Source organism: Citrobacter sp. Cpo045, assembly GCF_030332875.1.
In the GTDB taxonomy this organism is placed as follows: domain Bacteria; phylum Pseudomonadota; class Gammaproteobacteria; order Enterobacterales; family Enterobacteriaceae; genus Citrobacter; species Citrobacter portucalensis.
Genome location: NZ_JAOWGZ010000096.1, coordinates 725,968 through 748,921, shown reverse-complemented (window position 1 = coordinate 748,921; position 22,954 = coordinate 725,968). Strand labels below are relative to the sequence as shown.

The following is a 22,954-nucleotide window of genomic DNA, read 5'->3' as shown; positions in this document are numbered from 1 at the left end:
GAGGAGATATGCTCGATAAGCTCGACGCCGCCTTACGTTTTCAACAGGAAGCGCTGAATTTGCGCGCCCAACGCCAGGAAATATTGGCGGCCAACATTGCCAATGCCGACACGCCGGGGTACCAGGCGCGCGATCTGGATTTCGCCAGTGAATTAAAAAAAGTCATGGTGCGAGGACGGGAAGAAACCGGCGGCGTTTCGTTGACGCTGACCTCTGCACAACACATCCCAGCCCAGACCGTTTCTGCGCCGTCTACGGAGCTGCTCTACCGTATTCCTGACCAGCCGTCTCTTGATGGCAACACGGTAGATATGGACCGGGAGCGCACGCAATTTGCAGACAACAGCCTCAAGTATCAAATGGGGCTGACGGCGCTGGGTGGACAAATCAAAGGCATGATGAACGTGCTGCAAGGAGGGAACTAATTCGTGGCGCTGTTAAATATTTTTGATATCGCAGGTTCTGCGCTGACGGCTCAGTCTAAACGCCTGAACGTCGCGGCCAGCAACATGGCGAATGCGGATAGCGTCAGCGGACCCGACGGTCAGCCGTATCGCGCGAAGCAGGTTGTTTTTCAGGTAGATGCTGCGCCAGGTGCGGCAACCGGTGGCGTAAAAGTTGCTGACGTCATTGAAAGTCAGGCGCCGGATAAGCTGGTTTATGAACCCGGTAATCCGCTGGCCGATGCGAACGGCTACGTAAAAATGCCGAATGTGGACGTTGTTGGCGAGATGGTCAACACCATGTCTGCCTCACGTAGCTACCAGGCAAACGTCGAAGTGCTCAACACCGTGAAAAGCTTGATGCTTAAAACGCTGACGCTAGGCCAGTAAAGGAGGCGCACATGTCTATTGCTGTAAAAATGAATGACCCGAGCACGACGGGGGTTAATGCCGCCACGGGGAACAGCTCCCTGACGGGCAGCAACGCCGCTGACCTGCAAAGCAGCTTTCTTACGCTGCTGGTTGCACAACTGAAAAACCAGGACCCTACCAACCCGCTGCAAAACAACGAACTGACTACCCAGTTGGCGCAAATCAGTACCGTGAGCGGGATTGAGAAGCTGAACACCACGTTAGGGTCAATCTCCGGGCAGATCGACAACAGTCAGTCGCTGCAGGCCAGTACTCTGATTGGCCACGGGGTCATGATCCCGGGTACCACCATCCTGACCGGTAAAGGGACAGAAGAGGGTGCCAAAACCACGACGACACCATTTGGAATTGAGCTGCAGCAACCGGCAGATAAGGTTACCGCAACCATTACCGATAAAGACGGCAAAGTGGTGCGCACCATTGACATTGGCGGGTTGAAAGCAGGCGTTCATACCTTTACCTGGGACGGCACCATGACCGATGGCACGGATGCACCAAGCGGTTCTTACAACGTGTCAATTGCTGCCAGTAATGGCGGAACGCAACTGGTGGCCCAGCCGCTTCAGTTTGCGCTGGTGCAGGGCGTTATTCGCAGTAACGGCGGTAATACGCTGGATCTGGGCACCTATGGAACCACCACCCTCGACGAAGTACGGCAGATAATTTAAGCCTTCACACTTATCAGGAGTAAGTCATGGCCTTTTCTCAAGCGGTCAGCGGTCTGAACGCTGCAGCGACCAACCTCGATGTCATTGGTAACAACATCGCCAACTCCGCCACCTACGGTTTTAAATCTGGCACGGCATCTTTTGCCGATATGTTTGCCGGTTCGAAAGTCGGTTTGGGCGTTAAAGTTGCGGGTATTACTCAGGACTTTACCGACGGTACGACCACCAACACCGGACGTGGTCTGGACGTTGCTATCAGCCAGAACGGTTTTTTCCGTATGGTAGACAGCAACGGTTCCGTTTTCTACAGCCGTAACGGTCAGTTCAAGCTCGATGAAAACCGCAATATCGTTAACATGCAGGGGCTGCAGCTGACGGGCTATCCGGCTACCGGTACACCGCCAACCATACAGCAGGGTGCGAACCCGGCACCGATCACTATCCCGAATACGCTGATGGCGGCTAAATCAACCACCACTGCGTCAATGCAGGTCAACCTGAACTCCACTGACAAAGTGCCAACCAAGACTCCGTTTAATGCAAGCGATGCGGATTCCTACAACAAAAAAGGCAGTGTTACCGTTTTCGATAGCCAGGGTAACGCTCATGACATGAACATTTTTTATGTCAAAAATTCGAAAAGCAACGTCTGGGAAGTCTTCACTCAAGATGCTTCTACCGGCGATCCCGCAGAACCTGCTGGGTTTATGCAGTTTAGCGAAAACGGTGTGTTTTTAGGGATTAGCACCACGGCAACTGGGGCGCCAGCAGGAACGGATATCAACATCAAAACTGGGAAGATTAATGGCGCAACTGAAGCCACCTTCTCCCTGAGTTTCCTGAACTCCATGCAGCAGAACACCGGTGCCAACAACATCGTTGCCACGAATCAGAACGGCTACAAGCCGGGCGATCTGGTGAGCTACCAGATTAACAATGACGGTACCGTGGTCGGTAACTACTCCAACGAACAGCAACAGGTTCTGGGGCAGATCGTGCTGGCAAACTTTGCCAACAACGAAGGTCTGGCGTCTCAGGGCGACAACGTCTGGGCGGCGACTCAGTCTTCCGGCGTGGCGCTGCTGGGTACCGCAGGCGAAGGTAACTTCGGCAAGCTGACCAACGGTGCGCTGGAAGCGTCAAACGTGGATTTGAGTAAAGAACTGGTGAATATGATTGTCGCCCAGCGTAACTATCAGTCGAACGCGCAGACCATCAAAACCCAGGATCAGATCCTCAACACGCTGGTCAACCTGCGCTAAGCGCCTGACGGGATGGCTTAATGGATCACGCAATTTATACCGCCATGGGCGCGGCCAGTCAGACGCTGAATCAACAGGCGGTGACGGCCAGCAACCTGGCAAACGCCTCCACGCCAGGGTTTCGTGCGCAGCTCAATGCACTGCGCGCGGTTCCTGTAGAAGGATTGTCTTTACCAACGCGTACGCTGGTGGTGGCCTCCACGCCGGGGGCCGATATGACGCCCGGTCAGATGGACTATACCTCCCGCCCGCTGGATGTGGCGCTGCAACAAGATGGCTGGTTGTCTGTGCAGACCGCGGACGGTAGCGAAGGATATACCCGTAATGGCGCCATTCAGGTAAGCCCTACGGGTGAACTGACTATTCAGGGACACCCGGTAATTGGCGAAGCCGGACCGATAGCCGTACCGGAAGGTTCAGAAGTCACCATTGCGGCGGACGGGACCATTTCTGCACTTAACCCTGGCGATCCGGCTAATACGGTCGCGCCAGTGGGGCGGTTGAAGCTGGTGAAGGCTACAGGGCTTGAAGTGCAACGTGGCGATGACGGTATGTTCCGTCTGACCCAGGCCGCACAGGCCACCCGTGGCGCGACGTTGCAGGCCGACCCCAGCATCCGTGTGATGTCTGGCGTGCTGGAAGGCAGTAACGTTAAACCGGTTGCTGCGATGAGCGACATGATCGCCAACGCCCGCCGCTTTGAAATGCAGATGAAAATTATCAGTAGCGTGGATGATAACGCGGGCCGCGCCAACCAACTGCTGTCGATGAGTTAATACAGGACATTTTATGATCAGTTCATTATGGATCGCCAAAACCGGCCTGGATGCGCAGCAAACCAACATGGATGTGATTGCCAACAACCTGGCAAACGTCAGCACCAACGGATTTAAGCGCCAACGTGCCGTATTTGAAGATCTGTTGTACCAGACGATTCGTCAGCCTGGCGCACAGTCTTCTGAACAGACCACACTGCCGTCTGGTTTGCAGATTGGTACCGGCGTACGTCCGGTTGCGACCGAGCGTTTACACAGCCAGGGTAACCTGTCGCAGACCAACAACAGTAAAGATGTGGCGATTAAAGGCCAGGGCTTTTTCCAGGTCATGTTGCCCGATGGTACGTCCGCTTATACCCGCGACGGTTCTTTCCAGGTGGATCAGAACGGTCAGTTGGTGACGGCGGGTGGTTTTCAGGTTCAGCCTGCCATCACCATTCCGGCTAACTCGCTCAGTATCACCATTGGACGCGACGGTATTGTCAGTGTGACCCAACAGGGGCAGGCGGCACCTGTTCAGGTCGGGCAGCTTAACCTGACAACCTTCATGAACGATACCGGTCTGGAAAGCATTGGTGAGAATCTGTACACCGAAACGCAGTCATCCGGTGCGCCGAATGAGAGCACGCCAGGGCTGAACGGCGCGGGTCTGCTGTATCAGGGCTATGTTGAAACCTCTAACGTCAACGTGGCGGAAGAGCTGGTAAACATGATCCAGGTTCAGCGCGCTTACGAAATCAACAGTAAAGCGGTATCGACCACCGATCAGATGCTGCAAAAACTGACGCAACTCTAAAGTGGAGCCCGGTGGGGTGAAAACCTCACCGGCACACTGATTTTGAAGATGACCGCAATGCGAAAATACGCGCTTCACCCATACCCAATTTTAGCCCTGCTGGTGGTTTCACTAACAGGATGTGCCTGGATCCCGGCCACGCCGCTCGTGCAGGGCGCAACGTCTGCCCAGCCCGTTCCAGGTCCAACGCCGGTGGCGAATGGCTCAATCTTCCAGTCGGCACAACCGATTAACTATGGTTATCAGCCACTCTTTGAAGATCGTCGTCCACGCAATATTGGCGATACGCTGACCATCGTATTGCAGGAAAACGTCAGCGCGAGCAAAAGCTCTTCGGCGAACGCCAGTCGCGACGGCAAGACAAACTTTGGCTTTGATACCGTACCGCGCTATCTGGAAGGATTGTTCGGTAACGAACGTGCAGACGTAGAAGCCTCAGGCGGTAACTCCTTTAACGGTAAAGGCGGCGCGAACGCCAGAAATACCTTCAGCGGTACGCTGACCGTAACGGTCGATCAGGTACTGGTGAATGGCAACTTACATGTCGTGGGTGAAAAACAGATCGCTATAAATCAGGGCACTGAATTCATCCGCTTCTCCGGGGTTGTTAACCCGCGCACCATCAGTGGCAGCAACTCCGTACCGTCAACGCAGGTTGCGGATGCGCGTATTGAGTACGTCGGCAACGGCTACATCAATGAAGCGCAGAATATGGGCTGGTTGCAGCGTTTCTTCCTTAACTTGTCGCCGATGTAAGCGAGGTACCCAGTGTTTAAATCTTTTGTTGGAATGGTACTGGTGCTGATAACCACCTTTGCGCATGCTGACCGTATTCGTGACCTGACCAGCGTTCAGGGGGTGCGGGAAAACTCGTTGATAGGTTATGGGCTGGTAGTCGGTCTGGATGGTACGGGTGACCAGACCACACAGACGCCGTTTACGACGCAAACGCTCAATAACATGCTTTCGCAGTTGGGGATAACCGTGCCAACTGGCACCAATATGCAGTTGAAAAACGTGGCGGCGGTGATGGTTACCGCGTCGTTTCCTGCATTCGGTCGTCAGGGACAAACCATCGACGTAGTGGTCTCCTCTATGGGGAATGCCAAAAGCCTGCGCGGCGGTACGCTGCTGATGACCCCGTTAAAAGGGGTCGATAGTCAGGTGTATGCCTTGGCTCAGGGGAATATTTTGGTGGGCGGTGCGGGCGCGGCTGCAGGTGGCAGTAGCGTACAGGTTAACCAGCTCAATGGTGGACGCATTACCAATGGCGCGATTATCGAACGTGAATTACCCAGCCAGTTCGGCGGTGGTAACACCATTAATCTGCAGCTTAATAATGAAGATTTCACGATGGCGCAGCAGATTACCGACACCATCAACCGCGCGCGTGGCTTTGGTAGCGCAACAGCATTGGATGCCCGAACCATTCAGGTGCGCGTGCCAAGCGGTAACAGCTCGCAGGTGCGTTTCCTCGCTGATATCCAGAATATTGAGGTGAACGTTACGCCGCAGGATGCGAAAGTGATTATCAACTCGCGCACCGGATCTGTCGTCATGAACCGCGAAGTGACGCTGGATAGCTGTGCTGTGGCACAGGGCAACTTGTCGATTACGGTAAACCGCCAGGCGAACGTCAGCCAGCCGGACACACCATTTGGCGGTGGACAAACCGTGGTGACGCCTCAAACCCAGATTGACCTGCGCCAGAGCGGTGGTTCGCTGCAAAGCGTGCGTTCCAGCGCCAACCTGAACAATGTGGTACGTGCGCTGAATGCGCTGGGGGCAACGCCGATGGATCTGATGTCCATTCTGCAATCGATGCAGAGCGCGGGTTGCTTACGCGCCAAACTGGAAATCATCTAATGATTGGTGACAGCAAACTGTTGACCAGCGCTGCCTGGGATGCGCAATCACTGAACGAACTGAAAGCGAAAGCGGGTCAGGACCCGGCGGCGAATATCCGTCCGGTCGCCCGTCAGGTTGAAGGGATGTTCGTGCAGATGATGCTGAAAAGCATGCGTGAAGCGCTGCCGAAAGATGGCGTGTTTAGCAGCGATTCAACGCGCTTGTATACCAGTATGTATGACCAACAAATTGCGCAGCAAATGACCGCAGGCAAAGGTCTGGGGCTGGCTGAAATGATGGTCAAGCAGATGACTGAAGGGCAAGCGCAACCTGCGGATGACGCGCCGCAGGTGCCGATGAAGTTTTCACTGGAAACGGTGACCAGCTATCAAAATCAGGCACTGACGCAACTGGTCCGCAAAGCCATCCCCCGGGCGACGGAAAGCAATGATGAGCCGCTGTCAGGTGACAGTAAAGACTTCCTCGCCCAGCTATCGCTGCCAGCTAAGCTGGCCAGCCAGCAAAGCGGGGTCCCGCATCATCTGATTCTGGCACAGGCGGCGCTGGAATCCGGATGGGGGCAGCGACAAATTCGCCGTGAGAACGGTGAACCGAGCTTTAACATTTTTGGTGTGAAGGCTTCAGGAAGCTGGAAAGGTCCAACCACTGAAATCACCACGACTGAATATGAGAACGGTGAGGCGAAAAAGGTGAAAGCCAGATTCCGTGTCTATAGCTCTTACCTTGAAGCGTTGTCGGATTATGTCGGTCTGATATCGCGTAACCCGCGCTATGCGGCAGTGACCGCTGCCGCGACCGCCGAGCAAGGGGCGCAGGCATTGCAAAATGCGGGTTACGCCACAGACCCTAACTATGCGCGAAAATTAACCAGCATGATCCAGCAGTTGAAATCGATGAGTGAAAAAGTGAGCAAAACCTACAGCACGAACATCGATAATCTCTTTTAAATAGCTCAAGTCTACCGACCTGCTGCCGATAATAACGAGTATTGAAGGATTACAAGGAACCTCCATGTCCAGCTTGATTAATAACGCGATGAGTGGACTCAGCGCAGCGCAGGCCGCGTTGAATACTGCCAGTAACAACATCTCCAGCTATAACGTTGCCGGATATACCCGACAGACGACAATTATGGCGCAAGCGAACAGCACGCTGGGTGCGGGGGGCTGGGTAGGCAATGGTGTCTATGTTTCTGGTGTACAACGTGAATATGACTCCTTTATCACTAACCAGTTGCGAGCAGCGCAGAACCAGAGCAGCGGTCTGACGACACGTTATGAGCAAATGTCAAAAATCGACAATCTGCTTTCCAGCAAAACCAGTTCTATTTCGACCTCCATGCAGGACTTTTTTACCAGCCTGCAAACGCTGGTCAGCAACGCCGAAGATCCGGCGGCACGCCAGGCGCTAATCGGTAAAGCTGATGGGTTGGTGAATCAGTTTAAAACGACCGACCAGTATCTGCGCGATCAGGATAAGCAGGTCAACACCGCGATTAAAGCCAGCGTTGATCAGATCAACAACTATTCGAAACAAATTGCCAGCCTCAACGACCAGATTTCTCGTATGACAGGCGTCGGCGCAGGTGCGTCTCCTAACGACCTGCTTGACCAGCGAGATCAGCTGGTCAGTGAATTGAATCAGATTGTCGGTGTTGAAGTCAGCGTTCAGGATGGTGGCACTTACAACCTGACCATGGCCAACGGCTATTCGCTGGTGCAGGGCAGCAATGCACGTCAACTGGCGGCAGTGCCTTCCAGCGATGATCCTAATCGTACAACCGTGGCATACGTTGATGGCGTTGCCGGAGCTGTTGAAATTCCGGAGAAACTGCTGAATACCGGTTCACTGGGCGGACTGCTCACCTTCCGTTCTCAGGAACTGGATCAGACGCGTAATACCCTCGGCCAACTGGCGCTTGCATTTGCCAGTGCATTTAACGCCCAGCATAAAGAAGGTTTTGATGCCAACGGCGATCAGGGTAAGGATTTCTTTGCTATCGGCAGCCCGGAAGTCTTCAACAACGCGAAAAATACGGGCACAGGATCGTTAAGCGCTAAGATCACTGACAGCTCCGCTGTGCAGGCGACAGATTATAAAATCGTTTTTGATGGGACGGACTGGCAGGTTACTCGCCTGGCGGATAATACCAGCTTCAAAGCCACTGTAACCGGTGGAAAAATGTCCTTTGACGGGATGGAAATCACCGTTAATGCTGGCGCGAAAGCTAATGACAGTTTTACTGTAAAACCCGTGAGTAACGCTATCGTTGATATGAAAGTTATGGTGACTGATGAGTCGAAAATCGCCATGGCTCAAGTGTCTAAAAATGATACGGACCCCACCATCGATAAAGGCAAGAGCGACAACCGTAACGGTCAGAAACTGTTAGATCTGCAAACCAAAGCGACTGTCGGCAATAAGACCTTCAACGATGCATATGCCACGCTGGTAAGCGATGTCGGGAACAAAACCGCTACGCTGAAAACCAGTGCCACCACCCAGAACAACGTGGTGACACAGCTTTACCGGCAGCAACAGTCTATTTCCGGCGTTAACCTCGACGAAGAGTACGGTAATTTACAGCGTTTTCAGCAGTATTACCTGGCTAACGCGCAAGTGCTGCAGACCGCGAATGCGTTGTTTGATGCACTGATTAATATCCGCTAAGGGAGAGGGACACAATGCGTATCAGCACCCAGATGATGTACCAGCAGAATATGCGTGGCATCACTAACTCTCAGGCTGAATGGATGAAGTTCGGCGAGCAGATGTCAACGGGCAAACGCGTGATCAACCCATCAGACGATCCGATTGCCGCCTCGCAGGCCGTGGTACTTTCTCAGGCTCAGGCGCAGAACAGCCAATATACGCTGGCACGCTCATTCGCGACGCAAAAGGTGTCGCTGGAAGAGAATGTTCTGAGCCAGGTGACGACGGCAATTCAGGCTGCACAGGAAAAAATCGTTTATGCCGGGAACGGAACGTTAAGTGATGATGACCGTGCATCGCTGGCCACCGACCTACAGGGGATCCGCGATCAGCTGATGAACCTGGCAAACAGTACCGACGGTAATGGTCGCTATATTTTCGGTGGATATAAAACAGAATCCGCACCGTTTGCCCAGGCAGATGGCGCTTACAGCGGCGGTACAACAAACGTTACCCAACAGGTCGATGCCTCCCGAACCATGGTGATTGGTCATACTGGCGATAAAGTATTCGCCAACCTGACCAGCAACGCTGTACCGGAACCTGGTGGCGGCACTCAGGAAAAGAACCTGTTTAAAATGCTGGATAGCGCGATTGCAGAGCTCAAAATCCCGATTGCGGGTGATGATGTGGCAAAAGACAAAGCCGCTGCTGCCATTGATAAAACCAGCCGTGGCCTGAAAAACTCGTTGAATAACGTCCTGTCTGTTCGTGCAGAATTAGGTACGCAGCTGAGTGAATTAAGCTCGCTGGATTCACTGGGTGCCGATCGTGCATTAGGCCAAACTCAGCAGATGAGTAATCTGGTGGATGTCGACTGGAACGCCGCGATCTCGTCTTATGTCATGCAGCAGGCTGCGCTACAGGCATCCTATAAAGCGTTCACCGATATGCAGGGAATGTCGTTGTTCCAGCTCAATCGTTAACGCCTCGTTTTGAAACATATCTTGAAACTGGGTATGTTTGACTGCCCGCTCCTTTAACACCCCGGAGCGGGCATTTTTTTAGGCAACCGACGTCTTACTAAGCGACGGGTTCCCCGTCAGTCTTATGACCAACGCAATTGCACTGCTGAAGGTAGCCAACGCAACGACACCTTCCCAATTTGCCAGGGCGTAGACCTGACTTCCGAGAACCGAACCCAGCGCCATACCGATAAACACCATCGTAAACAGCAGCGCGTTCAATCGTCCTCGTGCCAGAGGTTCCAGGCTATAGACCAGATTCTGGTGAGCAACCAGGCTGGATTGCAATCCGAGATCAAAACCTACCGCCGAAAGGGCGATGAGCAGCCACTGCCCCTGAACGGGCAGGGCGGGTAACAAAAACATTAGTGCGAAAGATACCGTTACCAGCAAAGCACCCAATTGCGTCACTTTTGCCGCACCCACTTTATCGGCAAGATGGCCCGCCATCGGTGCGGCAAGCGCTCCGGCTGCTCCCGCGATACCAAAAGCACCCGCTATAGCGCTACCCATGTGGTAATGCTCAGATAACATCACCGCCAGCGTAGACCAGAAGGCGCTAAAAGCAATGGACAGAAAGCCTTGTGCCAGTGCTGCGCGGCGCAAGGTGGAATATCGTTGCCAAAGTTGCGCCATTGAGAGCATTAATGATGGATAGCTCAACGTGGAATGGACCGTAAAGCGAGGCAGTACTTTCCACATAATCGCGGTAATTACGGCAATGCTGACGGCAGCGAGTTGGTACATCTCGCGCCAGCCAAACGCTTCGCCCACCAGCCCACTGACGGTACGTGAGAGTAAAATCCCCAGCAGAAGGCCCGTCATCACGGTGCCCACCGTTTTTCCCTGCTTGCCTTCGGGCGCCAGTATTGCCGCCGCAGGCACAATATCTTGTGCCATGGTTGCCGCCATCCCCATCAGCAGGCTCACCAGTAATAGCGAATGCAACTGACCGGTAAAGCTACAGGCCAGCAGCAGCGCGGCAAGAGAGATGCTTTTCAGCAGGATTAATGTCCGGCGGTCATAACGATCGCCTAATGGCAATAAAAACAATATACCTAACGCATATCCCGCCTGGGTCAGCGTCGGGACCAACCCCATACCGGTGAGACTTAAGGCCAGATCCTGACCCATTAAAGGCAGAAGAGGCTGGGCGTAGTAGATAGCGGCCACGCTGAATCCGGCGCCCATTGCCAGAACAAAAATGACCCAACGGGAAAGTGCGGTATGTGTGTTCACAAATGATTCCTCAATCACAAGATGTGCGGCTATTTTTATCCTTCAGCGAGTGGCGCGGTAGCGAGCGCAGTGGTAAAACAGTTATACGTCAGACGTATGATGAAACTGAAAATGATAAAAAATGAGCGTATAGACAGGGTGGAGCTGATGCGTACGTTTGTACGTATTGTCGAAGCAGGATCGCTTTCGGCAGCGGCAAAACAGATAGGGACGACGCAGGCGACCGTTAGCCGACGGCTGCAATCGCTGGAAACGCTGCTGGGTGTGAAACTGCTTATGCGTACCACGCATGCAATGAAATTGACCGACGATGGCGAAAGAGGCTATCAGCATGCTAAGAAGATTATTGATGCCTGGCTGGCGCTGGAAGATGGACTTAATGTCACAGAAGATGAACCGGTGGGGACGTTGCGAGTCCGCGCACCGCATGCGTTCGGGCAACAACAACTACTTGAGCCACTTTTGCAGTTTCTTTCGCGCTATCCCCAGTTGGCAGTAGAGTGGATGCTTAACGATAAAACCGTTGATTTTCTGAGCGATAATATTGATTGCGCGATCAGGGTTGGTGCTGAGGTGAATCCGGCCACGGTTTCCGTCTTACTGGCTGAAGTTCCCCGTAGTATGGTGGTGAGTCCAGGACTGCTGGAGCAATATGGCGAGCTTTCTCATCCTGAGCAGTTATCAGCGCTGCCCTGGATTGCCGTGAACACGTTTTATCAGCATAGCGTTTCGTTGTTGCACCAATTGCGTAATGAGCCAGTCACGCTGAATATTTCACCCAGATTAAGCACAGACAGTATTTATGTCGCAAGAAATGCCGCGCTGGCGGGGTTGGGAGTGACAATTGTTTCAAGCTGGATGGTGGCGGAGGATATTGCCAATGGACGTCTGGTTGCGTTGCTACCTGAGTGGCATGCGGCGCCGTTGCCTGTACATTTGGTTTATCCGTGGGCGCGTTACTATCCGACCCGCTTACGCAAGTTTCTGGCCCTAATGAAGGATGTTATGCCGCAGCTGACGGGGATGAAAGGTGTAGATCAGATATAAAAAAGCCGACCCGAGGGCCGGCTTTGATATTGATTATGGCTTACTCAACAGGCTGTGGACGTGTTGCTGGCGCAGTCGCTTGATGCGTTGCGCTGTGTCCACCTGCGGCACCTTTGCCTTCAAAGGCGAATGCCGGACGCTGCCAGTCGCTATGACGCGGCGCTTCTGGCACATATTCCGGTGCCGGAGCGCGGGTCATTGGCGCGGTTGCATGGCTGTGCAGCTGTTCAGCATCAGCGCTTGCTGCGACAACTTCAGCCTTAACGACTTCAGTTTCGACGACAGGCGCGGCAACAACGTCTTTCGGCGCTGCAACCTCTTCAACAACTGGCGCTGTTTCCACAACTTCAGCAATCTCTTCAACCACTTCTGGCTGGGAGACAACGACGTCTACCGCTTCTTCGACAACCGGCGCAGTCACAACGTCAGCCACAGGTTCGGCTTCAGCGGCGATTTCTTCTGCTACGGGCGCATCAGATGCAGCGATAATTTGCGGTTGTTCCTCGACCGAGGTCGCAATCACTTCCGGATGCGTGGTTTCAACCTGTGTGGTTTCAACAACTGCGGCCTGAGGCTCAGCTACGACAACCTCTGGTTGCACGGCTTCAACCGGCGCAGGGGTATCCACAATATGTTCAACGGCAGCGGCAGCAACCTGAGGTTCTACGGCGACAGGTGCAGCTTGCTGCTGGATCATTTCCTGTTCGCGCTGTTCTTCAACCTGCTGATCCTGAGGACGTGCAACAGGGTAGCGGATCCAAACCTTACCGGACGCTAATTCAGGAGATGCGCAGGCGACCGTTAACGGCATCGGCGACTGAACCGGATAACGCTCGTCACGGTAACGACGACGACGCTGTCCACTGACGCGCAGATGGCGAGGAGAGCGGCGAGAACGACGCGGCATACCGTTGGAGTCACGAGCTTCGCTGTTGTCTTCCTGCTCAGTCGCAACGACGGCTGGCAGATCAACTTTCGCCAGTTCGGTGCGCTGTGCCGGTACCGGCTGCTCTGTTGGTTGAGCAACAGCAGTTTCAGCGATTGCAGCAACAGTAGCCACTTCGGCTTCAACCGCCGGACTGTCTGTGAAACGAACTTTCTGAGTCAACTGACGCTGTTTGCGGCGGGTTTGAGGCTGACGTACGCGCTCTTCCTGCTCGGTATCCTGCACAGGTTGTTCTGCCTGGTTCAGCTCTTTAACTTCCTGCTGAGCCTGACGCTTGTCATCGTTACGACGGCGGTTACGTTCGCGACGCGGCGCCTGCTGTTCATCACCGGATTTCGCTTTGTCTACAACATCAGTGGTTTGCTGGCGGTTATCGCGAGCTTCCGCATTTTGCTGCTGGGACTGACGACGGTTACGGCGGTTATCTTCACGGTTTTCGCCGTTTTCTGAACGTTCGCTACGGTTGTCACGGTCACCGCGATTATCACGGTTATCACGACGATCGTTACGGTCGCGACGATTGTTCTGACGCGGTTTACGACGATCCTGCTGGCGTTCGGTTTTCTCTTCAGCTTTCGGCGCAGGTTGTTCAACCGGTTTCACTTCTTCGCTACCACCGAAGATGGACTTCAGTGCGCCAAAGAAACGGCTAATCAAACCGGGCTGTGCGGCAACGGCTGCGGTTGCTGCTGCAGCTTTAGGCGCGGCGGCTTTCGCGGCAGGTTCCTGCAGAGCAGGGGCTGGCGGAACGTCAGGCATGGCGAAGGTGGCCAGCGCCGGTTGCTCAGGCTGTTTACGCTCGACGTACTCTTCTTCCGTCGGCAATGCCATTGCCTCTTCATGCAGTTTCGGCAGCAGGTAGCTCAGGGTCGGTGTTTCTTCCCCTTTGCGTACGCGCAGCACAGAATAGTGCGGGGTTTCCATCTGATCGTTTGGCACGATCACACAGCGCACGCCATTCTGACGCGTTTCGATAGCATTAACCGCGGTACGTTTTTCGTTAAGCAGGTAAGAGGCGATTGGCACAGGAACAATAGCGTGAACTTCTTGCGTATTTTCTTTCAGTGCTTCTTCTTCGATCAGACGCAGAATAGACAGCGACAGTGATTCGTTATCACGTACGGTACCGGTGCCGGAGCAGCGCGGGCACACGTGATGGCTGGATTCACCCAGAGACGGGCTCAGACGCTGACGAGACATCTCCAGCAGACCGAAGCGAGAAATATGGCTGATCTGAATACGCGCTCTGTCCTGGCGTACGGCCTCGCGCAGACGGTTTTCAACCGCGCGCTGGTGGCGAACCGGCGTCATATCAATGAAGTCGATTACAATCAGACCGCCGAGGTCGCGAAGACGCAGCTGACGGGCAATTTCATCGGCTGCTTCAAGGTTAGTGTTGAACGCTGTTTCTTCGATGTCGCCGCCGCGAGTTGCGCGTGCGGAGTTGATATCGATAGCGGTCAGTGCCTCTGTGCTGTCAATAACGATTGAGCCGCCGGACGGCAGACGTACTTCGCGCTGGAATGCGGACTCAATCTGAGACTCGATCTGATAGTGGCTGAACAGCGGGATTTCGCCGGTGTACAGTTTGATTTTGCTGCTGAAATCCGGACGACCCAATGCGGCGATGTGCTGACGCGCCATCTCCATCACTTTCGGGTTATCGATAAGGATTTCGCCGATGTCCTGACGTAAGTAGTCACGGAAAGCGCGAACGATAACGTTGCTTTCCTGGTGGATCAGGAACGGAGCAGGGCGGCTGTCAGCGGCTTTTTGAATCGCTTCCCAGTGCTTCAGGCGGAAGCTCAGGTCCCACTGCAGCGCTTCGGCGGATTTGCCGACCCCTGCGGTACGCACGATAAGCCCCATGCCATCAGGCAGTTCCAGGCTTGCCAGCGCTTCTTTTAATTCGGTACGGTCGTCGCCTTCAATGCGACGGGAGATACCGCCCGCGCGCGGGTTGTTCGGCATCAGAACCAGATAACTACCCGCCAGGCTGATAAAGGTAGTCAGCGCAGCGCCTTTATTGCCGCGTTCTTCTTTATCGATCTGAACGATGACTTCCTGACCTTCGCGCAACACGTCTTTAATGTTGGGACGACCATGGGAGTTGTAGTTAGCGGGGAAGTATTCGCGGGCAATTTCTTTTAACGGGAGGAAACCGTGACGTTCAGCGCCGTAATCAACAAAAGCAGCTTCCAGACTCGGTTCAATACGGGTAATTTTGCCTTTATAGATGTTGGCTTTTTTCTGTTCGTGTCCAGGACTTTCGATATCCAGATCGTACAGACGTTGCCCATCTACAAGGGCGACACGCAACTCTTCCTGCTGAGTTGCGTTAATTAACATTCTTTTCATCGTAACTTACTCATTATTCTTACATTGACGACTAAGCTGCGGGCAGAGTAATGCCTTTCCGGGTGTGAACCGATGGCCTCGTGTCTATTCGCGTCGCCAACCTCACGGTTATCGTCAGCTCAAAGAGGCGCAGAGTGTCGGTTGCCTGTATTTCATACGGAAACACAGCGCAATTATCAGGGGAACAGTCTGGGTGTTACTCTCCAGAAAAGCTTCCATATTACCGGTAAGGACTGCAACCCGCAGCCCGCTAACTGCCTGAAAGATCAATACGTCTTACGCCATTGCTGCGTTGATGATCGGTCGGGCAAAATTGGGTCATTCCGGAAAAGTTCTTGTTTTAACAAGATTCAACACGGAAACAACCTCATTATTCCACTGCTAACCTTGTTATAGCAAGATGACTTTTGCCATTTATCACCCGGTTACTCACAGTTTTTTCACTTCCGCGTAGTGATTGCTTTAATAACCACCAAATCGGCTATGTCAAACTTAAGTAATAAGGTATAGCAGTTAATATAAGCATAGAAAAATGTGTGGCGCGAATCTTGATGGCTATTTAAAATCGGCCCCCATGAAAACAGAGACTCCAGCCGTAAAAACAGTTGCCATTACTGCCGACGAAGCAGGGCAACGCATCGATAACTTTTTGCGCACCCAGCTTAAGGGCGTGCCGAAAAGTATGATTTATCGCATTTTGCGTAAAGGCGAAGTGCGGGTGAATAAAAAACGCATTAAACCCGAGTACAAACTCGAAGACGGGGATATTGTGCGTATTCCACCTGTGCGGGTCGCTGAACGTGAAGAAGAGGCCATTTCACCGAACCTGCAAAAGGTCGCGGCGCTGACCGACGTCATTTTATATGAAGATGACCACATTCTGGTGCTTAACAAACCTTCAGGTACGGCCGTACATGGCGGAAGCGGGTTAAGCTTTGGCGTCATTGAAGGATTACGTGCGTTGCGACCTGAAGCGCGTTTCCTTGAACTGGTGCATCGCCTCGACCGGGATACCTCCGGCGTTTTGCTGGTGGCTAAAAAGCGCTCAGCCTTGCGTTCATTGCATGAACAACTGCGTGAAAAAGGCATGCAGAAAGACTATCTCGCGCTGGTTCGAGGCCAATGGCAGTCGCATGTCAAAACCGTGCAGGCGCCGCTGTTAAAGAACATTCTGCAAAGCGGCGAGCGTATCGTGCGGGTGAACCAGGAAGGCAAACCGTCAGAAACACGTTTTAAAGTGGAAGAGCGCTATGCGTTTGCCACGCTTGTGCGCTGTAGCCCGGTGACCGGACGTACGCACCAGATTCGTGTGCATACCCAGTATGCCGGTCATCCAATTGCTTTTGACGATCGCTACGGTGACCGTGAGTTCGATAAGCAACTGGCGGATACGGGGTTGAATCGACTTTTCCTGCACGCCGCAGCGTTGAAATTTACCCATCCGGGAACGGGTGAAGTGATGCGTATTGAGGCGCCGATGGATAAGCAATTGAAGCGCTGCCTTGAGGTTTTACGCAGTAAAGCCTGATGCGCGTTGCTTATCAGGCCTACAATCGTGTGATGTACCGTAGGCCTGATAAGACGCATCGCGTCGCCATCAGGCAGATCAATCAGGCATTCAACGGGTTCATCTCTTCCCGCCGCAGCATTTGACACAACGCGATAAGCGGCAAACCGATCAGGGTATTTGGGTCACGACCCTCCAGGCGTTCAAAGAGTGCAATACCTAACCCTTCACTTTTGAAACTACCTGCACAATGGAGCGGGCGCTCTTTACGCAGATAATCATCAATTTCCGCCTCGCTTAAATGACGGAAATGGACGTCAAAAGGTTCTACTTCAGTTTGTAAATGTCCGGTCGCAGAATTATACAGCGCCAGTCCGGTGTAAAACGTCACAATATTGCCACGGGCTTTGAGTAATTGTTGGCGCGCATTTTCTTCAGTTAATGGTTTGCCGGTTATTTCACCATCAAGAACACAAATTTGATCGGAGCCAATAATCAGATGCGATGGGTAACGGTGGGCGAGAGATTGCGCTTTTTTCTGCGCCAGTCGCAAGACTAAATGGCGTGGTGCTTCGCCGGGCAACGGCGTTTCATCAACCTCTGGCGCAGCGCATTCAAACGGGATTGCCAGTTTTTCGAGTAAAGCGCGACGCCAGGGGGAGGTAGAAGCAAGAATAAGTTGAGGCATATTTTTTCCCTCGCATATAGCGTATTGATGATAGCCATTTTAAACTATGGACTTCGACCTACAAGCTGGCTGTAGTGGCTTGTCTTGAGCGATTTTAAGTCGATGACCCGCAATGTGTGCGAATTATTGGCAAAAGGCAACCACAGGCTGCCTTTTTCTTTGACTATATGACGTTACAAAGTTAATATGCGCGCCCTATGCAAAAGGTAAAATTACCCCTGACTCTTGATCCGGTTCGTACGGCTCAAAAACGCCTCGATTATGAAGGTATCTATACTTCTGATCTGGTTGAGCGCGTCGCCGATTCTGTAGTCAGTGTGGACAGTGATGTGGAATGCTCCATGTCGTTCGCTATCGATAACCAGCGTCTCGCCGTTATAACCGGTGATGCGAAGGTATCGGTTACGCTCGAATGTCAGCGTTGCGGGAAACCGTTCCCACTTCATGTTCACACAACATATTGTTTTAGTCCTGTCCGTTCTGACGAGCAGGCTGAAGCACTCCCGGAAGCGTATGAGCCGATTGAGGTTAACGAATTCGGTGAAATCGATCTGCTTGCAATGGTTGAAGATGAGATTATCCTCTCCTTGCCGGTAGTTCCGGTGCATGATTCTGAACACTGTGAAGTGTCCGAGGCGGACATGGTCTTTGGCGAATTGCCTGATGAAGCGCAAAAACCAAACCCATTTGCCGTATTAGCCAGCTTAAAGCGTAAGTAATTGAGGAGTAAGGTCCATGGCCGTACAACAGAATAAACCAACCCGTTCCAAACGTGGCATGCGTCGTTCTCATGACGCTCTGACCGCAGTCACCAGCCTGTCTGTAGACAAAACTTCTGGTGAACAACACCTGCGTCACCACATCACTGCCGACGGTTTCTACCGTGGCCGTAAGGTAATCGCTAAGTAATCACGCATGACTCAATGGCTTTCCCACTTCTGGTGAGAAAGACAAAGAGTGAACGCGTGATGAAGCTTAGTGAGGCTTTCCCCGGGTGACTGGGGAAATACCTAACCGGGCAGCGACGATACCTTGACACGTCTAACCCTGGCGTTAGATGTCATGGGGGGAGATTTTGGCCCTACCGTGACAGTGCCTGCAGCATTGCAGGCACTGAATTCTAATTCGCAACTCACACTTCTTTTAGTCGGGGATCCCGATACAATCACGCCATTACTTGCCAAAGCTGACTTCGAACAACGTTCGCGTCTGCAGATTATCCCTGCTCAGTCAGTTATTGCCAGTGATGCCCGGCCCTCGCAAGCTATTCGCGCCAGTCGTGGAAGCTCAATGCGTGTTGCCCTGGAGCTCGTGAAAGAAGGTCAGGCACAAGCTTGTGTCAGCGCCGGTAATACGGGCGCACTCATGGGACTTGCGAAGTTATTGCTCAAACCTCTTGAGGGGATTGAGCGTCCTGCGTTGGTGACGGTGTTACCCCATCAGCAAAAGGGCAAAACGGTGGTGCTGGATTTGGGCGCCAACGTAGATTGTGATAGCACGATGTTGGTGCAATTTGCCGTCATGGGTTCCGTGCTGGCAGAAGAGGTTGTTGGCATTGCCAATCCTCGCGTAGCGTTACTCAACATCGGCGAAGAAGAAACGAAAGGTCTCGACAGTATTCGAGATGCTTCAGCTGTGCTAAAAACAATCCCTTCCATTAATTATATCGGCTATCTTGAAGCCAATGAGTTACTGACTGGCAAAACCGATGTGTTGGTCTGTGACGGTTTTACAGGTAATGTCACATTAAAGACGATGGAAGGTGTTGTCAGAATGTTCCTTTCACTGCTGAAATCTCAGGGTGAGGGCAAAAAACGGTCGTGGTGGCTTCTGTTATTAAAACGTTGGTTACAAAAAAGCCTGACAAGGCGATTTAGTCACCTCAACCCCGACCAGTATAATGGCGCCTGTCTGTTAGGATTGCGCGGCACGGTGATTAAGAGTCATGGTGCGGCCAATCAGCGAGCATTTGAAGTCGCGATTGAACAGGCAGTGCAGGCGGTGCAGCGACAAGTTCCTCAGCGAATTGCCGCTCGCCTGGAATCTGTATACCCAGCTGGATTCGAACTGCTGGACGGTGGCGAAAGCGCAAAATCACGAGCACACAGATAACCGTGCGTTTGTGAATGTGGCCAACGTATCAGCGATTTGCTCGTAGCGGTATATAACCAAAAAGTGACTGAGCGTACATGTATACGAAGATTATTGGTACTGGCAGCTATCTGCCTGAACAAGTGCGTACTAACGCCGATTTGGAAAAAATGGTTGAGACATCTGATGAGTGGATCGTCACTCGTACAGGTATCCGTGAACGCCATATTGCAGCGCCAGATGAAACAGTTGCGACGATGGGCTTTGCCGCCGCAAACCGTGCGATTGAAATGGCGGGCATCGACAAAGAACAAATTGGTCTGATTGTGGTTGCTACCACATCATCCACTCACGCATTTCCAAGCGCGGCGTGCCAGATCCAAAGTATGCTGGGGATCAAAGGCTGTCCGGCGTTTGACGTTGCAGCCGCTTGTGCTGGCTTCACTTACGCCCTGAGCGTTGCCGACCAGTACGTTAAATCTGGCGCAGTTAAGCATGCTCTGGTCGTTGGCTCCGATGTCCTGGCCCGTACCTGCGATCCAACCGATCGCGGAACGATCATCATTTTCGGTGATGGGGCTGGTGCGGTTGTACTGAGCGCATCAGAAGAGCCAGGCATTCTCTCCACGCATCTGCACGCTGACGGTCGCTACGGCGAACTGTTGACGCTGCCTAACGCCGATCGCGTGAACCCGGAAAACCCGATCCACCTGACGATGGCGGGTAACGAAGTATTTAAAGTCGCGGTGACCGAGCTTGCCCACATCGTTGATGAAACGCTGGAAGCCAATAATCTCGACCGTTCTGCGCTGGACTGGCTGGTGCCGCATCAGGCTAACCTGCGCATTATCAGCGCGACAGCTAAAAAGCTGGGTATGTCGATGGATAATGTTGTCGTGACGCTCGACAGACATGGTAATACCTCTGCTGCCTCCGTACCGTGCGCGCTGGACGAAGCCGTCCGCGACGGGCGTATTAAAGCTGGGCAGTTGATATTGCTTGAAGCCTTCGGGGGTGGATTCACCTGGGGCTCCGCGCTGGTTCGTTTCTAGTATAAGGATTTAAACATGACGCAATTTGCATTTGTGTTTCCGGGGCAGGGTTCCCAGACCGTTGGGATGTTGTCTGAAATGGCAGCAAACTACCCAATTGTTGAAGAAACATTTGCTGAAGCATCAGCTGCACTGGGCTATGATCTGTGGGCGTTGACTCAGCAAGGTCCGGCTGAAGAACTGAATAAAACCTGGCAGACGCAGCCCGCGCTGTTGACCGCATCCGTTGCGCTTTATCGCGTATGGCAGCAGCAGGGGGGTAAAACACCTGCGCTGATGGCGGGTCACAGCCTGGGCGAATATTCTGCTCTGGTATGTGCGGGTGTTATCGGTTTTGCCGATGCCGTACGTCTGGTTGAACTGCGTGGCAAATTCATGCAGGAAGCGGTTCCGGAAGGCACTGGCGGCATGTCTGCTATTATCGGTCTGGACGATGCCGCTATCGCTAAAGCGTGCGAAGAGTCTGCCGAAGGCCAGGTGGTTTCACCAGTAAACTTTAACTCACCGGGTCAGGTGGTTATTGCCGGGCATAAAGAAGCCGTAGAACGTGCTGGTGCTGCCTGTAAAGCCGCGGGCGCTAAGCGTGCGCTGCCGCTGCCGGTCAGCGTTCCTTCTCACTGCGCGCTGATGAAGCCTGCCGCTGAGAAACTGGCCGTTGAGCTGCAGAAAATCACCTTTAACGCGCCGACTGTTCCGGTTGTGAACAACGTCGACGTGAAGTGCGAGACCACGGCAGACGCAATTCGCGATGCGCTGGTTCGTCAGCTGTATAGCCCGGTTCAGTGGACTAAAACCGTTGAATTTATGGCATCCCAGGGCGTAGAGCACCTGTATGAAGTCGGTCCGGGTAAAGTTCTGACCGGTCTGACGAAACGTATTGTTGACACCCTGACTGCTTCGGCACTGAATGAGCCGGCGGCACTGTCTGCGGCGCTAGAGCAATAAAAGAGGAAGACCATGAGTTTTGAAGGAAAAATCGCGCTGGTTACCGGTGCAAGCCGTGGCATTGGCCGCGCAATTGCTGAGACACTTGTTGCCCGTGGCGCGAAAGTTATCGGTACTGCTACCAGCGAAAGCGGCGCGCAGGCCATTAGCGATTACTTAGGTGCAAATGGTAAAGGTCTGATGTTGAATGTGACCGATCCGGCATCTATCGAATCTGTTCTGGAAAATATTCGCGCAGAATTTGGTGAAGTCGATATCCTGGTCAATAATGCCGGGATTACTCGTGATAACCTGTTAATGCGCATGAAAGATGACGAGTGGAACGATATCATCGAAACCAACCTGTCATCTGTTTTCCGTCTGTCAAAAGCGGTAATGCGAGCTATGATGAAAAAGCGTCATGGGCGTATTATCACTATCGGTTCTGTGGTTGGTACCATGGGAAATGCGGGTCAGGCTAACTACGCTGCGGCGAAAGCGGGTCTGATCGGCTTCAGTAAATCACTGGCGCGCGAAGTTGCGTCTCGTGGCATTACTGTAAACGTTGTTGCTCCGGGCTTTATTGAAACGGACATGACGCGTGCGCTGTCTGATGATCAGCGTGCGGGTATTCTGGCGCAGGTTCCTGCGGGTCGCCTCGGTGGCGCTCAGGAAATCGCCAGTGCGGTTGCATTTTTAGCTTCTGACGAAGCAAGTTACATCACAGGTGAGACTTTGCACGTCAACGGCGGGATGTACATGGTTTAACCACGATGAAAAATATTTGCGTTATTGTAGGTCTTGGCCTCAAAATAACGTAAAATCGTGGTAAGACCTGCCGGGATTTAGTTGCAAATTTTTCAACATTTTATACACTACGAAAACCATCGCGAAAGCGAGTTTTGATAGGAAATTTAAGAGTATGAGCACTATCGAAGAACGCGTTAAGAAAATTATCGGCGAACAGCTGGGCGTTAAGCAGGAAGAAGTAACCAACAATGCTTCCTTCGTTGAAGACCTGGGCGCAGATTCTCTTGACACCGTTGAGCTGGTAATGGCTCTGGAAGAAGAGTTTGATACTGAGATTCCGGACGAAGAAGCTGAGAAAATCACTACCGTTCAGGCTGCCATTGATTACATCAACGGCCACCAGGCGTAAGTGAACATCTCCAGGCGGTC

23 protein-coding genes are annotated in these 22,954 nt (G+C 52.9%); 20 read left to right on the top strand and 3 right to left on the bottom strand.

The annotated features are described in order from the left end of the window. The first annotated feature begins 8 nt into the window (after window positions 1–8). The 11 genes from flgB to flgL all read left to right on the top strand — a co-directional run bounded on the left by flgB (window position 9) and on the right by flgL (window position 9,884). The gene (gene flgB / locus OGY13_RS15255) at window positions 9–425 is read left to right on the top strand and encodes a flagellar basal body rod protein FlgB (RefSeq protein ID WP_003036189.1); all 417 of its coding nucleotides are present in this window, start codon (window positions 9–11) and stop codon (window positions 423–425) included. A 3-nt stretch (window positions 426–428) separates the two neighbouring features. Beyond that, the gene (gene flgC / locus OGY13_RS15250) at window positions 429–833 is read left to right on the top strand and encodes a flagellar basal body rod protein FlgC (protein ID WP_003036191.1); all 405 of its coding nucleotides are present in this window, start codon (window positions 429–431) and stop codon (window positions 831–833) included. 11 nt (window positions 834–844) lie between these two features. Next, window positions 845–1,543, top strand: a complete 699-nt coding sequence (gene flgD / locus OGY13_RS15245; RefSeq protein ID WP_008784359.1) for a flagellar hook assembly protein FlgD — start codon at window positions 845–847, stop codon at window positions 1,541–1,543. A 26-nt stretch (window positions 1,544–1,569) separates the two neighbouring features. Further along, a complete protein-coding gene (gene flgE / locus OGY13_RS15240) occupies window positions 1,570–2,805 on the top strand; it encodes a flagellar hook protein FlgE (protein WP_213752874.1) in 1,236 nt (411 codons plus the stop codon). A 20-nt stretch (window positions 2,806–2,825) separates the two neighbouring features. Next, window positions 2,826–3,581, top strand: a complete 756-nt coding sequence (locus OGY13_RS15235) for a flagellar basal body rod protein FlgF (RefSeq protein WP_213752875.1) — start codon at window positions 2,826–2,828, stop codon at window positions 3,579–3,581. 13 nt (window positions 3,582–3,594) lie between these two features. Further along, on the top strand, window positions 3,595–4,377 hold the full coding sequence (gene flgG / locus OGY13_RS15230) for a flagellar basal-body rod protein FlgG (RefSeq protein WP_003036202.1): 783 nt from the start codon (window positions 3,595–3,597) through the stop codon (window positions 4,375–4,377). A gap of 57 nt (window positions 4,378–4,434) precedes the next feature. Then, complete coding sequence (locus tag OGY13_RS15225; RefSeq protein ID WP_032934415.1) at window positions 4,435–5,133, top strand: flagellar basal body L-ring protein FlgH; 699 nt, start codon at window positions 4,435–4,437, stop codon at window positions 5,131–5,133. 33 nt (window positions 5,134–5,166) lie between these two features. Then, window positions 5,167–6,243 (top strand): flagellar basal body P-ring protein FlgI, encoded by a 1,077-nt coding sequence (locus OGY13_RS15220; protein ID WP_050579918.1) that lies wholly within the window; start codon window positions 5,167–5,169, stop codon window positions 6,241–6,243. Beyond that, entirely contained in the window at window positions 6,243–7,193 is a 951-nt protein-coding gene (gene flgJ / locus OGY13_RS15215; protein ID WP_016152632.1) for a flagellar assembly peptidoglycan hydrolase FlgJ, read from the top strand. The genes OGY13_RS15220 and flgJ overlap by 1 nt, the downstream gene beginning before the upstream one ends. Before the next feature lie 64 nt (window positions 7,194–7,257). After that, entirely contained in the window at window positions 7,258–8,916 is a 1,659-nt protein-coding gene (gene flgK / locus OGY13_RS15210; protein ID WP_071444809.1) for a flagellar hook-associated protein FlgK, read from the top strand. 14 nt (window positions 8,917–8,930) lie between these two features. Then, window positions 8,931–9,884, top strand: a complete 954-nt coding sequence (flgL, locus tag OGY13_RS15205) for a flagellar hook-associated protein FlgL (RefSeq protein WP_048235651.1) — start codon at window positions 8,931–8,933, stop codon at window positions 9,882–9,884. Between the two features lie 78 nt (window positions 9,885–9,962). On the opposite strand, the gene OGY13_RS15200 is transcribed toward flgL, so the two are convergent. Further along, window positions 9,963–11,162, bottom strand: a complete 1,200-nt coding sequence (locus OGY13_RS15200) for an MFS transporter (protein ID WP_125363409.1) — start codon at window positions 11,160–11,162, stop codon at window positions 9,963–9,965. A gap of 21 nt (window positions 11,163–11,183) precedes the next feature. On the opposite strand from OGY13_RS15200, the gene OGY13_RS15195 reads away from it, so the two are divergent. After that, entirely contained in the window at window positions 11,184–12,209 is a 1,026-nt protein-coding gene (locus OGY13_RS15195; RefSeq protein WP_250153166.1) for a LysR family transcriptional regulator, read from the top strand. A gap of 40 nt (window positions 12,210–12,249) precedes the next feature. Here OGY13_RS15195 and rne read toward each other — a convergent pair whose 3' ends face one another. Further along, window positions 12,250–15,513: a ribonuclease E gene (gene rne, locus OGY13_RS15190; RefSeq protein WP_213752877.1), complete on the bottom strand. Its 3,264-nt coding sequence runs from the start codon at window positions 15,511–15,513 to the stop codon at window positions 12,250–12,252. A gap of 574 nt (window positions 15,514–16,087) precedes the next feature. On the opposite strand from rne, the gene rluC reads away from it, so the two are divergent. Next, complete coding sequence (gene rluC, locus OGY13_RS15185; RefSeq protein ID WP_003036228.1) at window positions 16,088–17,041, top strand: 23S rRNA pseudouridine(955/2504/2580) synthase RluC; 954 nt, start codon at window positions 16,088–16,090, stop codon at window positions 17,039–17,041. 82 nt (window positions 17,042–17,123) lie between these two features. On the opposite strand, the gene OGY13_RS15180 is transcribed toward rluC, so the two are convergent. Beyond that, complete coding sequence (locus OGY13_RS15180; protein ID WP_003832177.1) at window positions 17,124–17,708, bottom strand: Maf family protein; 585 nt, start codon at window positions 17,706–17,708, stop codon at window positions 17,124–17,126. A 197-nt stretch (window positions 17,709–17,905) separates the two neighbouring features. On the opposite strand from OGY13_RS15180, the gene yceD reads away from it, so the two are divergent. The 7 genes from yceD to acpP all read left to right on the top strand — a co-directional run bounded on the left by yceD (window position 17,906) and on the right by acpP (window position 22,934). Next, window positions 17,906–18,427: a 23S rRNA accumulation protein YceD gene (gene yceD / locus OGY13_RS15175; RefSeq protein ID WP_003036239.1), complete on the top strand. Its 522-nt coding sequence runs from the start codon at window positions 17,906–17,908 to the stop codon at window positions 18,425–18,427. A 16-nt stretch (window positions 18,428–18,443) separates the two neighbouring features. Next, window positions 18,444–18,617, top strand: coding sequence for a 50S ribosomal protein L32 (gene rpmF / locus OGY13_RS15170; RefSeq protein WP_003036242.1), 174 nt, complete (start codon window positions 18,444–18,446; stop codon window positions 18,615–18,617). 123 nt (window positions 18,618–18,740) lie between these two features. Further along, window positions 18,741–19,820, top strand: a complete 1,080-nt coding sequence (plsX, locus tag OGY13_RS15165) for a phosphate acyltransferase PlsX (RefSeq protein WP_071846967.1) — start codon at window positions 18,741–18,743, stop codon at window positions 19,818–19,820. A gap of 77 nt (window positions 19,821–19,897) precedes the next feature. Further along, window positions 19,898–20,851: a beta-ketoacyl-ACP synthase III gene (gene fabH, locus OGY13_RS15160; protein ID WP_213752878.1), complete on the top strand. Its 954-nt coding sequence runs from the start codon at window positions 19,898–19,900 to the stop codon at window positions 20,849–20,851. Between the two features lie 15 nt (window positions 20,852–20,866). Further along, the gene (gene fabD / locus OGY13_RS15155; protein ID WP_003832182.1) at window positions 20,867–21,796 is read left to right on the top strand and encodes an ACP S-malonyltransferase; all 930 of its coding nucleotides are present in this window, start codon (window positions 20,867–20,869) and stop codon (window positions 21,794–21,796) included. 12 nt (window positions 21,797–21,808) lie between these two features. Next, a complete protein-coding gene (gene fabG / locus OGY13_RS15150) occupies window positions 21,809–22,543 on the top strand; it encodes a 3-oxoacyl-ACP reductase FabG (protein ID WP_003036255.1) in 735 nt (244 codons plus the stop codon). Between the two features lie 154 nt (window positions 22,544–22,697). Continuing rightward, the gene (gene acpP, locus OGY13_RS15145; protein ID WP_000103754.1) at window positions 22,698–22,934 is read left to right on the top strand and encodes an acyl carrier protein; all 237 of its coding nucleotides are present in this window, start codon (window positions 22,698–22,700) and stop codon (window positions 22,932–22,934) included. The last annotated feature ends 20 nt before the right edge of the window (window positions 22,935–22,954 follow it).